Source organism: Streptomyces sp. NPDC046939 (assembly GCF_040644575.1).
Classification (GTDB): domain Bacteria; phylum Actinomycetota; class Actinomycetes; order Streptomycetales; family Streptomycetaceae; genus Streptomyces.
On record NZ_JBEYWV010000012.1, the window covers coordinates 155,496 to 171,116 of the forward strand.

A 15,621-nucleotide genomic window follows, 5' to 3' on the forward strand; every position below is an offset into this window, starting at 1 on the left:
GGGTGCCGCCCACAAAGCGACACCCGGCACGCGCCTCCGATCTCACCGCTCCAGCAGCTCGAACAACTCCTCCCACCGCTCCAGCACCCGCTCCTCGGAGAACCGCCGCACATTGACGCGGGCCCGCTCTCCCATGGCGTCCCGCATCCGTGGGTTGCCGGTGAGGCGGAGCAGGTGGGCGGCGAGCGCGTCGAGGTCGCCGACGGGGGCGAGGAGGCCGTCCTCGCCGTCGCGGACGATCTCGCGGACGCCCGGCGCGCAGTCGAACGCGGCGCACGGCACGCCGCTCGCCATCGCCTCCATCAGCGCGAGCGGGAACCCCTCGCCGCGCGAGGACTGCACGAAGACGGAGGAGGCGGCGAGGGCGCCGGGCACGTCGTCGGTCCGCCCGCGCCACCGCACCGAACCGTCGAGGCCCAACTCGGCGCATTGCGCGCGGAGTTCGGGCTCGTCGCCGCCCGCGCCGTACACGTGCAGCTCCCAGTCCGGGCGGAGCGGCGCGACCCGCGCCCAGGTGTCGAGGAGCATGTCGACGCCCTTCTGGTCGGCGAGCCGGCCGATCGAGCAGACGACGTTCGCCGTACGGGGTGAGGGCACGGCGGGCAGGTGGGCGAGGGCGTTGGGCATGAAGTCGACGTTGTGGAGGCCGTCGGCCGCCCAGATGTCGGCGTCCTCCTGGGTGAGCGCGAGCCAGCGGTCGACGTGCGGGTAGTGCCGCTTGATCCAGTGGTAGCGGTGGCAGGCGCGCGAGTACCGGTACGACTCGTGGCTCATGCCGACGACGGTGAGGTGCGCGGTGTCGAGGTCGCCCAGCCACTCCATCGCCCAGACCTGGGTGACGATCACGACGGAGCCGGGGCGGGCCCGGCCGAGCACGGAGTCGAGCGTGGCGAGGGCGTCCTGGCGCGCCGCGATCCGGCGGGCCTCGCGGCGGCGTGCGGGCACGCTGAGCCGCCGGGCGCCGCGCAGGGGCCGGGGGGTCGGCGGGTGGTGCGGGTAGAGGCTGGTGACGGGGTAGTCGGGCGCCTCCGGGACGGCCATCTTCAGGTCGGACTCGTAGACGCCGATGACGTGCACGTGGTGGCCCGCGCTCGTGAAAAGGCGGGCCATCTGGTGGGTCCAGGCGGTGACGCCGCCGAGTTCGTCGACGGAGTTGGTGACGAGGTAGAGGTCGCGGGCCGCGCTCATGAGCCTGCCTTCCGTGCGGCGGGGGCGCCTGCGCGCAGGAAGACGGCGTCAACGACGGCGCGCGCCGCGCCTCCGTCGTCGTAGGTCCCGAACTCGGCGGCGAAGGCCCGGCGCCTCTCCTGCCAGGCGCGGTCGGTCTCCTTGATCCCGGCGAGGGCGCGGTGCAGTGCGTCCTGGGTCTCGACGACCGGGCCGCCGGAGCGTTCGCGCAGGTCGAAGTAGCTGCCGCGCTCGGCGGTGTAGGCGTCGAGGTCGGGGGCGAAGTGCAGGATCGGGCGGTCGAGGAGGGCGTAGTCGAACATGATCGAGGAGTAGTCGGTGATCAGGACGTCCGCGAGGCACAGCAGTTCGCCGGCGTCGTGGTGGGCGGAGACGTCGATGACGGTGCCGGGCGGAGTGGCCGGCAGGGCCGCGGCCTCCATGTAGTGGGCGCGGACGAGCAGGACATGGGTGTCACCGAAGGCGTCGGCGAAGGCGGCCACGTCCAGCGGCAGCCGTACGGTGCGGCTCTTGGGGTCGCCGCGGAAGGTGGGCGCGTACAGGACGACCGTGCGGTGGTCGGGGATGCCGAGGGCGGCGGCCGGGGCGGGGCGCGGGAGGCGCCCCTCGCGCTCGTCGCGTGCGCGGGCCGCCACGAGCCGGTCGTTGCGCGGGTAGCCGACGCGCAGGAGGCGTTCCTCGGGGATGCGGTAGGCGCGGGCGAGGGTGCGCACGTCGTGCTCGGAGCGGACCAGGAAGTGGTCGAAGCGGGAGACGGCGCGCTCCAGCCGGGCGCGCTGCGGTGCGTTGAGCGTCTTGTGCCGGATCTCGTCGCGGCCCATCCGCTTGTACGCGGAGCCGTGCCAGGTCTGGAGGTACGTGGTCTCCCTCGGCTTGGTGAGGGCGTGCGGGAAGCCCTGGTTGTCGACCCAGAACTCGGCGCGGGCCAGCGCCCACAGGTACCGCCAGGACCAGCGGCGTACGAGCCGCGCGTCGGCCGGGAAGCCGTCCGGGGAGCCCGCGTACGACCAGATCGCGCGGAAGCCGTGGTCCTTCAGGTTCCGCAGCTCCTCGTGGAGGGCGCGGGGGCTGTCGCCGTAGCACTTGCCCATGTGGCTCTCGAAGACGACGGTGCCGCGGTTGACGGGCAGGCGGCACAGGTACCGGTGGTAGACGTGGATCTTGACGCGCTGGGCGTGCAGGGCCGCGTACCGCTTGCGCAGGGTCCGCCAGAGCCGCTTGGCCGCGCGGGCCGGGCGGGCGTGCGTGAGGCGGCGGACGAGGGCGTTGGCCCTGCGGGCGGGCTCGCGGCGGGGCAGGAGGCAGAGGGCGAGGTGGTGCTTGACGGTGACGTACGGCTGCCAGGTGTCGGCGGTGAGCCGGGTCAGCCGGGGCCGGGCCGGGAGCGCGGCCAGCGGGCCGGGGACGCTGTCGGGGCCCGCGCACAGGTCGAGCGGCGGCAGGAGGGTGCCGTCGACGCCGAGGCGCAGGCGCGGGTCCCACACGCGGTCGCCGATGCCGCGCGGGCGCAGCACGTCGGTGAGGGGGACGGCGGCGCGCCACGCGAGGGTGGCGTCGTCGCGCAGGCGCACGGTGTCGACGGGCACGGTGACCGTCTTGCCTCCGGCGCCTCGGGCCCGGAGGTCGAGCGTGGCGGTGAGGACGCTGTCCGGTCCGCACAGGCCGAACGGTGCGACGGTCTCGCCCTCGACGACGAGCCGCCCGTCCTCGGCGGTGCACCCGGTGACGCGGTTGAGGAGCCTGCGTTCGCGCGGGTGCTCGTACTGGTGGCCGAGCTCGGTGACGTCGTACGCGGCCTCGGTGTGGTGCGCGCTCCATCGCACGCCGCCGTCGTCGGCGCGGACCAGCGCGGAGACGACGGTGCCGGGGTGCGCGAGGCCGTACGCGGCGCGGTGCACGCCGTCCGCGTCCCCGTCGGCGAGGAGGCGGACGGCGACGCGCTCCAGGGCGGGCAGGCCGTCGAGCGCGGCGGCGTCGAGCAGTCCTTCGAGCGATCGGGCCGCGTCGGCGGCCGCCTGTGCGCGGCGCGCGGCGTCGAGGCCGAGGAAGGCGCGGGCGTACGGCAGCACCTGTTCGTCGACGAGGACGCGGGTGCGGCGCGTCCGCAGCCCGGGGTCGGTGATGAGGGTGAGTGCGTGCCGGTGGCCGGCGACGGCGGCCGCGAGGTCGCCCAGCGGGTCGGGGGCGGCGAGGCCGCCCGTGACGAGCTGCGGGATCAGGGCGACACGGCGGGCGGCGACGGCGAGGTCGAGCCCGGACCGGCGCTCCGGCGGGCACTTCTCGAACAGGACGCGCCGCACGCAGTACCCGGCGGTCAGCGCGGGGTGGGTCAGGAGTCCGGGGGCCTCGGTCACCGCGTCCAGGAAGCGCGAGCGGGCGTACACCTCGCTCTGCCAGTCGGGGCAGTGCTCCTTCGTGCCGTCCCTTCGGGTCCAGCGGCCCGCGACGAGGTCGGCGCCGGTGCGGCGGGCCGCCGCGTACAGGTTGCGGCAGGCGTCGCGTTCGAGGTGTTCACCGGCGGCGAGGGGCAGCACGTACGTGCCTCGGGGCGCCGCCTCACCGGCGACGACGGCTTCCGTACGGCGATGGGTCTGGGCCCGCACCGAGCGGAGTGTGACGTGCAGCCGCGCGGGGTCGGTCTCTGCCGGGCAGTCGATCAGGACGGTGATGTCGGGGTCCTCGGCGGCGCTCACCCGCGGCCCCCGTCCGTGCCGCGGTGGGCGAGCATGGCGTCCGCGACCTGGGCCGCCGCCGTGCCGTCGTCGAGGTCGCAGAACGCCTCGCGGAACCGGGCGTAGGCGTCCCGGTACCCGGCGACGGCCGCGTCCGGGTCGAGGAGCGCGGCGATGACCTCGTCGCTGGTGCGCAGAAGCGGGCCCGGGGCGCGGGCGGTGAAGTCGAGGTAGAAGCCGCGCAGGGAGTCCCGGTAGTGGTCGAGGTCGTAGGTGTGGAACAGCATGGGGCGGCCGGTGCGGGCGAAGTCGAACATCATCGAGGAGTAGTCGGTGACGAGGACGTCGGCGATGAGGAGGAGGTCGGCGGCGTCCGGGTGGCGGGAGACGTCCCGGACGAAGTCGGAGGTGGGGACGGAGCCGCCGACGAGGTAGTGGCGGCGGACCAGGAGGACGTGGTCGTCGCCGAGCGCGGCCTCGGCGGCGGCCAGGTCGAGGCGGAGGTCGAGCCCGTAGCGGCCGGACGTTCTGCGGGGCTGGTTCTCGCGCCAGGTCGGGGCGTAGAGGATGACGCGCTTGCCCTCGGGGACGCTGAGGCGCTCGCGGACGGCGGTGGCGAGCTTGGCGCGGTCGGGGGCGTGCAGCACGTCGTTGCGCGGATAGCCGGAGGCGAGCACGGGCCCGTCGTAGCCGAAGGCGCCGCGCAGGAGCGGCGTGGCGAAGCTGTTCGGGGAGACGAGCAGGGACCACTGGGCGGCGCGGGCGGGCAGCGTGTCGATGTAGCGCTGGTCGGCGGAGGCGGTGCCGCGCAGGTCGCGGCCGATCCGTTTGAGGGGGGTGCCGTGCCAGGTCTGGACGACGTACTGGTCCTCGGCGCGCCGGAACCAGTCGGGCAGGTGGGTGTTGGTGACGATGTAGCGGCTGCGGGCGAGCGCCTCGTGCCAGTCGGCGCTCCACAGGGCGACGGGGGTGGCGCCCGGCGGCAGCTCCACCTGCTGGTCGCGGACGACCCACAGGTGCTCGTGGTCGACGCCGCGGCGGAGCAGTTCGTCGAAGATCGCGCGCGGTGAGTCGGAGTGCTGGCGGCCGTCGAAGCTGGCGTAGAGGACGGCGTCGCGGCGGGGCAGCTCTCGCTGACGCGCATAAGCGGCGCGCAGGGCCGCCTGGGCGCCGCGTCCCCGGTCCTCCTCGGGCAGCGCCGTGCCGGAGGTGAGCAGGAGCTGGTCGTGGTGGCGGCGCTGCACGGTGAACTCGCGGCCGTTCAGGACCCGGGTGAGCGGCAGGTGCGGGTGGCGGGCCGGGGCGACCAGGACAGGGGCGCGGTGGTCCGGGTCGCTGTCGCCGCTCGCGCGCAGGAACAGGGACCAGGTGCCTTCGGCGAGCGGCAGCGTGCCCGCCGGGCCCGGCAGGGCGTGCGGGTACAGGGCGGCCTCGAAGCGGCCGTCGGCGACGGTGACCGGGACGGCGTTCTCCTCGTCGTGGCCGCCGTGCACGAGCAGCAGTTCGCGCCGGACGGCGTCGGGGCACCGGCCCGCGAGCAGCAGCCGGCCGTCCTCCTCCCAGCGCAGGGTGTCGACCACGGGGCGTACGGTCTGGTCGCGCAGTTCGGTGTTGCCGGACGGGTTGGCGAGGACCATCAGCTCGCGGCCCCGGCCGAGCCCGTAGCGGCCGGGCGCGATGTCGGGGCGGACGGGCAGCGAGGTCCATGTGTCGCCGGGGCGGACCAGGCCGACGCCCCACGGGTCCGTGGGGCCGTCCGCGCCGCCGAACAGGGCGAGGGGCACCTCGGCGGTGAAGGTGCGGCCGTCGACGGTGACGGGCAGGTCGTGGGTCTCCTTGGTGCGCCGGTTCTCGACGCGGACGGCGAGCGGCGCGTCCTGCCGCCCCGGCGCCAGCTCGCCTCTGACGCGCACCCGCCGCCCGTCGCTCTCGTGCGCGACGAGACGCGCGGGCAGCCGCTCGACGCGCAGCCGGAGGCATCCGCCGCGCAGGGTCGGCGCGATCCGCAGGAAGTCGTCCAGGTGGCGTACGGGCAGCGGGCAGGCGCCGCTCATCCGGACCGGGCCGCTGCGGGGCAGGAGACCGCCCGCGTACGCGGCAAGCTCCAGGTTCCAGGTGGTGCTCGCCCGCCCGGTGACCAGCTTCGCGGGGTCGACGACCGTCTCGAACCCGGCCCGGTCGTAGTCGTGCAGGCCCTGCCGTGAGGAGAGCGTCGCCTCGCGGGAGCGGACGGTGCGAAGGCGCAGCGGCACGGCCCGGCGCCTGCCCGCGCGCAGCCAGGCGAGGCGGACCCGGGCGGTGAGCCGTCCGGCGGGCAGGTTGCGTACGTAGGCGTAGCCCTTGAGCCGGAGCATGCCGTCGTCGCCCCAGGCGGCGTGCGTGACGCGGGCCTCCAGGGGCAGTTCGGCGCGGGTCAGGCCGACGGCCTTGCGGGGCAGCGGCGGGGTCACGCCGGGGAGGTCGGCGCGGCGCCCGAGCAGGGTGCGGCGGGTGCGGAAGGCGCCCGAGTGCGCCTTCTCGTACGCCATGAACGTGAGGAGTTCGGGCAGGCGGCGCTCGCGGATCAACTGCCAGCGCACGCGCAGGCCGAGCGGCAGTTCACCGAGGACGGCCGGGTCGACGGAGGCGGCGAAGGCGTTCGCGTGGTCGAGGAACGCCTCGTGGTAGGCGGTGTCGCCGTCCGGGAGGGCCTCCATGAACATCCACAGGTCGCCGGCGAGCACGGAGGCGTCGTAGCGCCGCTTGCCCTCCCGCCACTCCGGGCGGCCGGCCAGGAAGCGGCTGACGTGGGTGACGGAGACGGTGCGGTCGCGGACGGCACGGGGCAGGGCGCGCCGGTTGGAGATCGACCCTTCGCGGTCGCGCCACAGGTAGACGGTGTCGTCCAGGACGTCGACGGAGCGGGCCAGGAAGTGGGCGGGCAGCACGACGGGGATGTCCTCGAAGAGGACGCCCTCGGGGAAGGCGAGGCCGTGCGCGTCCCAGAAGGCGCGCCGGAAGACCTTGTTGCAGGCGATGCGGTCGGCGAGCAGCTCCCAGTCGCGGGTGACGTGGGTGGCGGCCCGGCCGGTGGCCATCGCCTTGCGGAACATGGGCGACTGCTCGGTGGTGCCGTCGGCGCGCAGCCGGTGCACGTTGCCGGTGACGAAGTCCGAGCCGGATTCCTCCAGGGTGGCGAGCATCAGCTCGTAGGCGCCCGGCGGGATCACGTCGTCGCTGTCCACGAAGGCGAGGTGGGTGCCGTGGGCGTGGCGGACGCCGGTGTTGCGGGCGGCGCCGAGGCCCGCGTTGGCCTGCTCGACCAGGCGGAAGCGGGGGTCCTTCGCGGCGAAGGCGCGCGCGATCCCGCCGCTGCCGTCGGTGGAGCCGTCGTCGACGAGGACGACCTCCAGGTCCGGCATGGACTGTGCCGACAGCGACTCCAGGCAGGCGCCGAGGTAGTCCTCGACGTTGTGGACGGGGACGACGACGGTGAGGCGGGGTGTCATGCGCTGCGCACGTTCCTTCCGGCGGCGGGGGGCCTGCTCGTCTGACAACCGGTGCCGCCGTTCCCGGTCACCCGGCCTGGGCCATACGGGTGGTCGCGGCGGTGGTCACGGCTTGACCGCGATGCGCCCCTCGTCCATGCGCAGCAGGAGCAGGCGCTCGCCGGTGCGCTCCAGGAACTCGTCGACGGCCTGGCGGCTGCCCTGCCAGTAGCCGTAGTCGTCGATGAGGAGCACGCCGCCGGGGACCAACCGGTCGTAGAGGTGGTCGAGTTCGTGCTTGGTGGAGGCGTACCAGTCGGTGTCCAGGCGCAGGATCGCGATCCGCTCAGGGGCCTCGCCGGGCACGGTGTCCTCGACCTTGCCCTGGACATAGTGGATGCGCTCGGCCGGGTAAGGCACCGCCTCGAAGCCGGACTTGACGTCGTCCAGGGTGGCGTAGGCCCAGATCGCCTTGTCCTTGCCGTGCCGGGCCAGGAGGTCGGCGGCCGGGGTGCCGTCGCGGCGCAGGTCCTCCTCGGTGGGCGGGGTCATGCCCTCGAAGGTGTCGAAGAGGTACAGGTCCCGGTCGGTGACGCCGCAGCCGAGCAGGGTCCTCGCGCACGCCTGCATGGAGCCGCCGCGCCACACGCCGCACTCGACGACGGCGCCGGGGATGTCGTGCCGGACGACGTGGCGGGTGGCGAGGATGAACGCGTTCAGCCGCTCCGGGGAGGTCATGGTCCACGGCTTGACGGCGCGGATCGTCTCCTTCGCCTCGTCGTCGTAGTCGACGGGCAGGCGCAGTTCCTTCGGCTTGCCGGGGGCGAGCGGCGCGGGCTGCGGGGGCTTGGGGGCCTCGGCGCGCGGGGCGGGGAGCCTCGGCCGGGTCAACTGGTATCCGGTCAGCGTCCGGAGGGCGTCGTTGACAGCTTTCTTCCATGCCATGGCCCGGGACAATACGCGTAAATACCCACAAATGTCACGCTAGGTCAACGGCGGTCGCTCTCCGTGGTTGCCCGCCCGGCCCACCAGCGCCGGGCGGGCTCCTCGACGTAGGTGTACGCGGCCCAGGACAGGGCCACGACGACCGTGGCGACGCCGAGCAGCGTGAACACCGACAGGTTGGTGGGCGGGGTGCGGCCCCAGTGGTCGAGGATCAGCCGGTTGACGGTCTGGTGCAGCAGGTAGAAGGCGTACGACCACGCGCCGAGCCGCACCATGACGGGCGTGCAGAGCCAGCCGCGCCGCCCGGCGCGCTCGCGCTGCACGTAGGCGACGATGACGGCGACGGAGAAGAGCGCGACCACCGGCCGTACGGTCCAGTGCAGTTGCGCGGCGACGGGCTCCGGGCACCAGGCGCCCCGGTGGACGTAGACGACGGTGTACGCGGCGAAAGCGGCGGCCAGGACGCCGGGCCGCAGCGGGACGCGCAGGCCCCGGCCCACGGCGAGGGCGAGCGCGAGGCCGAGCGCGAACTCGGGGAGCCGGGTCACGGGGAGCCGCATCAGCCACTCGCACCGGGACGGCGAAAGGTGCAGCGCGGCCCACCAGTTGACGCCCCACATCGCGACGAGGCCCGTCCCGGCGAGAGTGAGCAGCGTGCGGGTGCGCAGCCGGTAGGCGCCCCGGACGACGAACGGGAACAGGAGGTAGAAGAACGCCTCGACGCTGAGCGTCCAGGAGACGCCGTTGCCCGGGAACATCGGGACGACGTCCGGGAACCAGGTCTGCACGAGCACCAGCGACGCCACGAAGCTCGGCAGGTCCCACGGGACACCGCCCCACACGTGGAACACCCAGACGCACGGCACGGTCGCCGCCAGGTGCAGCGGCAGGATGCGGCCCGCGCGCCGCCGGTAGAACTCCCGGGCCCGCGTCCCCGAGCGGTGGCCCCAGGCGAGCAGGAACCCGGACAGGACGAAGAAGAACCCGACGCCGTTGACGCCCATCGTCGTGTACGGGAACAACGCGGGCGCCTGCGCGACCCCTCCGGTCGGGCTCGCCCCGGTGAAGTGATGCGCGAACACGGCGAACGCGGCGAGGAACCGCAACCCCGTCAGCGAGTCGAGCCGCCCGTCCGACAGGGACCGCCTCCGCCTGGACGCGGCAGCGGGCTGGGCGGGAAGCAACGCGGTGGTCATGAACGAACTCCCAGAACAACAGGCACGACAGGCGCGGCCGGACGGGGGCTGGCGAGGGGGATGGGGCGGGCGTGGGACGGACGTGGGCCGGGGGCGGGACGCGGCGGGGACGGGGCCGGGAGGGCGGTGGGGGCGGTGGCCCGCCCGGAGCGGGCCCCCGGGTTCGCCCGGCCGTCCGGGACGAGGCGGGCCCCGCAGCCGCCCAAGTGGCCTCGTTCCTCGTGCTTCTGCCGGTTCAGGCGGTTCAGGTGCGGGGTCGCCCAGGTCCGTACCTGCGCGATGCGGGGCGCGCCCGCCGGGACCGCGGAGGTGCGGACGTAGTCGCCGCCGTCGCCCTCCCGGTACAGCGGCGCGTACCCCGCCGCTCTGAGGCGGGCGGGCGTCAGGCCCGTCTTGGGGGTCCACGGGCCATGGGTGTGGACCAGGGCGGGGCGGACCTCGGCCAGGACGTGGCGGGTCAGCGCCGCTTTGTCGTGGGCGGCGTACGCGTCGGCGATCGTCCGGTCCGTCAGGCCCGCCAGGTCGAGGACGCGGAGGCGGCTGGTGAGGAGCGTGCCGCCGAGGTCGGGCAGGGCGACGGTGGCGCCGGGGCGCAGAGTGAGCCGGTCCGCGTAGGCGTCGAAGGTGCGGCCGTAGCGGTCGGCGACCCAGCACATGGAGAGCGTCGGCTCGCGCCGGAACCCGGCGCCGCGCGCGGCCTGCCCGGCGAGGGAGAGCCCGAGGGCGCCCGCCATGGCGCAGCACAGCAGCGCCCGCACCCGGGGCCGGGCCCCGTGCGCCACGGCGGTGACGGCGAGCGCGGTGACGGCCGAGCCGAGCACCCACACCGGGGTGGCGAACCGGTGCAGCGGCATCCAGTCCCGGGCCAGCGCCCCGTACGCGAGGAGGGTGAGGACGAGCGGCACGGACAGGACGGCGACCACCCGGCGGGCCGGACCGCGCCGGCCGAGGACGACCCCCGCGCAGGCCGCGCCGAGCAGGACCACCGGCCAGCCCGCGTACGTGAGCAGGTCCCCCGCCTTCGACAGCTCCGCGAGCGACGGCGCCCCCTGCGACTTCGCCACCGCCGTGTTCGGCACCCACCGGCCGAACTCCGCGTGCCGCCACAGCAGGAACCCGCCGTACCCGGCCGCGAACACCCCGACGCTGAGCAGCGCCGCCCGCACGGCGCCCCGGCGCCGCGACAGCAGCACGGTCAGCGGGTAGGCGGCGGCGAGCACGGCCCCGTCGGGGCGGGTCAGCGCGGCGAGGAGGGCGACGGCCCCGGCGCCGCAGGCCACGCCGGTCGCGGCGGCGCCCCGGGCGACGACGGCCCGTACGAGCAGCGGCGCGAGGGCCGCCGCGGCCAGCCCGTACAGGGAGTTCTCCAGGCCCGAGAAGCACCACACGACGTACGACTCGTTCGCGGCGAGCAGCCCGCCCGTGCCGAGCACGACGAGCCACGCCCGCGCGGGCAGCGCCACCCGCGCCGCTCCCCCGACGCACGCCAGCGTCCCCGCGACGCACAGGAGCGCGAGGCCCTTCGGGAACAGCGCGAGGTCGCTCACCCCGAACCACGCGCCGTGGTCGAACAGCCCGAGCGCCCGCCCAAAGAGGAGCAGCGCGAGCCACGCCGGGTCGGAGTACCCCTCGACGGGCGCGGCGCCCGCCTGCTGCACCGGTCCGAGCCCTTCGCCGACGCTGCGCGCGTAGGCGAAGGTGACGGCGGCGTCGTCCACGATCCACTGCCCGAGCGCGGCGGCGCGCACCGCGACGAGCGCGGTGCCGCCGAGCACGGCGAGGGGGACGGCCCACGCCGCCCATGTACGGGACCGGGTGCCGGGCGGTGCGGCGGGGCGGCGGGCGCCGGGGACGGCCGGGCGGGGTGGCGCGAAGGGGCGGTTGAGGATTTTCATCCAGGGACCAACACCGGCGCGCCCGGGCGGGTCACGAGCGCTGGACCGCCCGGGTGACCGGCGGGGTTGGCCCAGATGGGCGAGCGACGGCGAAACAGTTGTCATAGGTGCACTGATCGGGCACATAAGGCGAATGTCACACAAGCCTGGCCGCCGCCCCCGTCTCAGCGTCGTCGTCACCGTCTTCGACGTCGCGGACCACTTGACCGAGTGCCTGGAGTCGATCGCCGCCCAGACCCTCACCGACCTGGAGGTCGTCCTCGTCGACGACGGGTCCACGGACGACAGCCCGCGCATCGCCCGTGCCTTCGCCGACCGCGACCCCCGCTTCCGTTATGTCCGCCAGGACAACGCCGGACCGAGCGCCGCCCGCAACACCGGTGTGCGCGCACTCGGTCCCGGCTCCGAGTTCCTCACGTTCGTCGACGGCGACGACGTCGTGCCGCACGACGCGTACGAGCGGATGGTCGCGAGCCTGGAGCGCACCGGCTCCGACTTCGTGACCGGCAACGTGTGGCATCTGACCGAGCACGGCCGCCAACAGGCCCCGCAGTACGCGTGGTTGACCCGGCGCCGCGAGCGCACCCACATCACCCGTGACGTGGGGCTCCTCTGCGACCGGGCGGCCGGGAACAAGGTGTTCCGGCGCGCGTTCTGGGACCGCCACCGCTTCACGTTCCCCGAGGGCAGGATCCACGAGGACACGCCCGTCATGATCCCGGCGCACTTCCTCGCCGAGTCCGTCGACGTGCTCGACGGCCATGTCCACTACTGGCGGGTCCGTGAGGGCTCCCTCGCCCGGCGCCGCACCGACGTGCGAGGCGTACGGGACCGGATCGCGGCCTGCGACCACGTCAGCCGCTTCCTCGCCGAGAGCTTCGCCGACCGGCCCGAGCTGAAGCGCACGTACGACACTTCCTGCCTGCGCGACGACTTCGCGCCCTTCCTCGACGCACTGCCGACGGGCGGGCCCGCGTACCGGCGGGCGCTCTGCGAGGGCACCGCCGACTTCCTGAGCCGCGCCGATCCCGCGGTGGCCGACGAACTCCCCCTCCCCCTGCGCGTGAAGTGGCATCTCGTCCGCGAGGGCCGCGTCGACGACCTCGTACGGCTGCTCTCCTTCGAGCGGCGCAACGGCACCGCCTTCCAGGTCCGCGGCGCGCTGCGGCGCGGCGCCGTCTACCCCGGCCTCACCGGGCTGCCCGACCGGCTCCTGCGCGTCGACAAGCGGGAACTGCCCGTGGTGGCGCGGGTGCGCGAGACGGCGTGGGACACGGACGGGAAGCTGCGCGTCACCGGGTACGCGTACGTGCGGAACCTGCCGGCCGGGCGGTCCGGGCAGACCGTGCGCACGGGGCTGCTCCGGGCCGAGGGCAACCGCGCGCAGGTGCGCGTGGTCCCGACCCGGACCGTCGCCGACCCGTCGGCCACCGTGGACTCCGGGCAGGAGCTGCACGACTACGACCACTCCGGGTTCACCATGACGATCGACCCGGCGAGGCTGAAGGTGAAGGGGCGTTGGCAGCCCGGCACCTGGCACCTCGGCATCGTCCTCGCCGGGCACGGGCAACTGCGCCGTGCCGCGCTGCGCACGCGCGACGACTCGACGCGGCAGCACCTCGTCCGCGACCTCGCCGACGGCACCCGGCTCGTCCTCGGCCACATCGACGGGCGGCTCGTCCTGAAGGTGGTGGCGTACGCGGCGCTCGCCGACGACCACCGCGCCGAGGACGGCGCCATGGTGCTCACCGGCCGCCTCCTGAACGGCATCGAGCCGCGCTCCCTGCGCCTGACGCACCAGCACTCCGGCACCACCTACGACCTCCCGGTGACGTGCGCGGGCGGCCGTTTCCTCGTCCGGGTGCCGCTCGACCGGCTCGCGGCGGTGCCCGAGCCGCCGCACCGCGCGCCCAAGGGGGTCGAGCCGCCGCACGGCGACCGCTGGCAGGTCGTCTTCCGGCTCCCCGACGGCAAGACGCGGTCGGTGGCGGCGACGCTCGACCTGCCGCCCGGCCGCTACCGCACCCACGACGGGCGCGAGCTGTGCGCCACCGCCGACGACCAGGGCCGGCTCGTCGTCGAACTGACCCGGCAGCCCGTCGCCGACCTCGCGGAGTGGACGGAGGACGGCTCGTTCGTCGTCGCGGGCACGGCGAGCGCCGCCGCCTGGCACCGCCCGGAACTGGTCCTGCGGCACAGCACCACCCACGAGGAGATCGCCGCCCCCACCGAACACGCACAGGACCGCTTCCGCGCGAGGGTCGACCCCTCGGCCCTGTGGGAGGGGCACTGGTACGCCCACCTACGAGAAGCGGACGACCGCCACGGGAACGGGGTCCCGGTACGGGTTCTGGCCTCCCTGGGCATGGTCCTGCCACGGCATCGCAGGAAGGCGGCGCTGGACGCGGGCGCGGCTGCGGGCCCGGCCGCCCATGCAGGCGATGCCACGGTCACAGGCCCGGTTCCGGGTGCCGGGGAAGATTCGTCGCCGCAAGGGGAGACCGCCGGGCGTCCGCTGCCCGCAGCCGCACGGGACTGCACCCTCGATCGGCGGTACGGGGACCGGCTGCTCGTCGAGGTGGGGTCCGTTCTGTCGCCCGGTGAGCGTGGGGCGTACCGCCGGCACCGGCTGCGCACCGTCCACTACCCGGCCCAGCGGCAGCTCCCCCTCCAGGACGCGGTGCTGTACGTCGACGGGGACTCGCCGCGCGCCGTGCACGCCGAGCTGGTGCGGCGGGGTGTCGCCGTCGAGCACCTGTGGGTGACCCGGGACGGCCGTACCCACGTGCCCCCGGCGGCGCGCGGCGTCGAGGAGTACTCGGCCGAGTGGTACGCGGCCCTGGCCCGGTGCCGCCGCATCGTCACCGCCCACCAGCTCCCCGACTTCTTCGAGCGCCGCGAGGGTCAGACCGTCGTCCAGACGTGGGACGGCGCCCCGCTCAAGCGGATCGGCGCGGACCTCACCGACACCCTCTACGCCGACCACGACCATCTGGCGCGGCTGCCTCACCTCTCCCGCCAGTGGAACGTCCTGGTCGCCCCGTCCCGCTGGTCGGCCCCGCACCTGTCCCGCGCCCTCGGCCACGAGGGTGAGGTCCTCCCGGCGGGCTCCCCGCGCAACGACATCCTGTTCGCCGCGCCGGACGCCCGCCGCGAACGGGCCGAAGGGCTGCGCCGCGACCTCGCCATCGACCCGGGCAAGCGGATCGTGCTGTACGCGCCGACCTACCGCGACCACCTGGCGCACGCCCCGGGCCGCTTCCGCCACGAGCCCGCGTTCGACTTCGCCGCCGCCGAGCGCGAACTCGCCGGCGACCACGTCCTCCTCGTCCGCAAGCACCCCCAGGTGACGGGCCGTCTGACGGGGGCGCGGGCCCCGTTCGTCCGGGACGTCACGGGCTATCCGAGCGCGGCGGAGCTGCTGCTCCTGGCGGATGTCCTGGTGACGGACTACTCGTCCCTGATGTTCGACTTCGCGCACACGGGCCGCCCGATGCTGTTCCACACCTACGACCTGGCCCACTACCGGGACACGGTGCGCGGCTTCTACCTCGACTTCGAGGAGCACGCGCCGGGCCCGCTCCTGTCCTCGACCGACGAGGTGGTCAAGGCGCTGCGGGAGCTGGACACGCTGGCGCCCCAGCACGCGGCGGCGTACGAGGCGTTCCGCGCCGCCTACTGCGACCTGGACGACGGCGGCGCGGCGGCGCGGGTGGTGGAGCGGCTGCTGCGGTGACGGTGGTTACTCGATGACGAGGTCGACGTCGATGTTGCCGCGAGTGGCGTTGGAGTACGGGCACACCTGATGGGCCTGCTCGACGAGCTTGCGGCCCGTCTCCTCGTCGACCGAGTCGGGCAGCTCGACCCGGAGCACGACCGCGAGGCCGAAGCCCTCGCCCTGCTTGCCGATGGTGACCTCGGCGGTGACGGCGGCGTCGGAGACGTCCACCTTGGCGTTGCGGCCGACGAGCCCGAGCGCGCTGCCGAAGCAGGCCGCGTATCCGGCGGCGAAGAGCTGCTCCGGGTTCGAGCCCTGGCCGTTGCCGCCCATCTCGGCGGGGACGCCGAGCTTGAGGTCGATGAGGCCGTCGGAGGTGACGGCGCGGCCGTCACGGCCGTGGGTGGCGGTGGCGACGGCGGTGTAGAGGGCGTCCATGAGGGCTCCTTGGTCGGAAGGGCGCCGGAAGCGCCGGAAAGCGGGCCGGAGACCCGCCGGGGGCGGGCTCCGCGTACAGCCATAACTATGGCACGCAATTCA

8 protein-coding genes are annotated in these 15,621 nt (G+C 74.7%); 1 reads left to right on the forward strand and 7 read right to left on the reverse strand.

Annotation, left to right across the window (positions count from 1 at the left end):
• Window positions 1-42 precede the first annotated feature (42 nt).
• The 6 genes from ABZ877_RS15785 to ABZ877_RS15810 form a co-directional block, all read right to left on the reverse strand.
• A complete protein-coding gene (locus tag ABZ877_RS15785) occupies window positions 43-1,188 on the reverse strand; it encodes a glycosyltransferase (RefSeq protein ID WP_361070368.1) in 1,146 nt (381 codons plus the stop codon).
• A complete protein-coding gene (locus tag ABZ877_RS15790; RefSeq protein WP_361070371.1) occupies window positions 1,185-3,881 on the reverse strand; it encodes a CDP-glycerol glycerophosphotransferase family protein in 2,697 nt (898 codons plus the stop codon). The genes ABZ877_RS15785 and ABZ877_RS15790 overlap by 4 nt, the downstream gene beginning before the upstream one ends.
• Window positions 3,878-7,348 carry a CDP-glycerol glycerophosphotransferase family protein gene (locus tag ABZ877_RS15795; RefSeq protein WP_361070374.1) on the reverse strand — a complete coding sequence of 1,157 codons (3,471 nt, stop codon included), beginning with the start codon at window positions 7,346-7,348 and terminating at the stop codon, window positions 3,878-3,880. Before ABZ877_RS15795 ends, ABZ877_RS15790 begins: the two co-directional genes overlap by 4 nt.
• A gap of 105 nt (window positions 7,349-7,453) precedes the next feature.
• Window positions 7,454-8,272, reverse strand: a complete 819-nt coding sequence (locus tag ABZ877_RS15800; RefSeq protein WP_361070376.1) for a TylF/MycF/NovP-related O-methyltransferase — start codon at window positions 8,270-8,272, stop codon at window positions 7,454-7,456.
• 44 nt (window positions 8,273-8,316) lie between these two features.
• A complete protein-coding gene (locus ABZ877_RS15805; protein ID WP_361070379.1) occupies window positions 8,317-9,468 on the reverse strand; it encodes an acyltransferase in 1,152 nt (383 codons plus the stop codon).
• Window positions 9,465-11,363 (reverse strand): hypothetical protein, encoded by a 1,899-nt coding sequence (locus ABZ877_RS15810; protein ID WP_361070382.1) that lies wholly within the window; start codon window positions 11,361-11,363, stop codon window positions 9,465-9,467. The genes ABZ877_RS15805 and ABZ877_RS15810 overlap by 4 nt, the downstream gene beginning before the upstream one ends.
• A 133-nt stretch (window positions 11,364-11,496) precedes the next feature.
• Here ABZ877_RS15810 and ABZ877_RS15815 point away from each other — a divergent pair, with 133 nt between their 5' ends.
• Window positions 11,497-15,099 (forward strand): CDP-glycerol glycerophosphotransferase family protein, encoded by a 3,603-nt coding sequence (locus ABZ877_RS15815; protein WP_361070385.1) that lies wholly within the window; start codon window positions 11,497-11,499, stop codon window positions 15,097-15,099.
• A 6-nt stretch (window positions 15,100-15,105) separates the two neighbouring features.
• Here ABZ877_RS15815 and ABZ877_RS15820 read toward each other — a convergent pair whose 3' ends face one another.
• Window positions 15,106-15,519, reverse strand: a complete 414-nt coding sequence (locus ABZ877_RS15820; RefSeq protein ID WP_361070388.1) for an organic hydroperoxide resistance protein — start codon at window positions 15,517-15,519, stop codon at window positions 15,106-15,108.
• Between the last annotated feature and the right edge of the window lie 102 nt (window positions 15,520-15,621).

What these genes read in the sequence shown, in the direction of transcription:
- ABZ877_RS15815 (WP_361070385.1), top strand. Translation starts at nt 11,497, where the DNA reads ATGTCACACAAGCCTGGCCGCCGCCCCCGTCTCAGCGTCGTCGTCACC.
- ABZ877_RS15805 (WP_361070379.1), bottom strand. Translation starts at nt 9,468, where the DNA reads ATGACCACCGCGTTGCTTCCCGCCCAGCCCGCTGCCGCGTCCAGGCGG.
- ABZ877_RS15820 (WP_361070388.1), bottom strand. Translation starts at nt 15,519, where the DNA reads ATGGACGCCCTCTACACCGCCGTCGCCACCGCCACCCACGGCCGTGAC.
- ABZ877_RS15800 (WP_361070376.1), bottom strand. Translation starts at nt 8,272, where the DNA reads ATGGCATGGAAGAAAGCTGTCAACGACGCCCTCCGGACGCTGACCGGA.
- ABZ877_RS15785 (WP_361070368.1), bottom strand. Translation starts at nt 1,188, where the DNA reads ATGAGCGCGGCCCGCGACCTCTACCTCGTCACCAACTCCGTCGACGAA.
- ABZ877_RS15810 (WP_361070382.1), bottom strand. Translation starts at nt 11,363, where the DNA reads ATGAAAATCCTCAACCGCCCCTTCGCGCCACCCCGCCCGGCCGTCCCC.
- ABZ877_RS15795 (WP_361070374.1), bottom strand. Translation starts at nt 7,348, where the DNA reads ATGACACCCCGCCTCACCGTCGTCGTCCCCGTCCACAACGTCGAGGAC.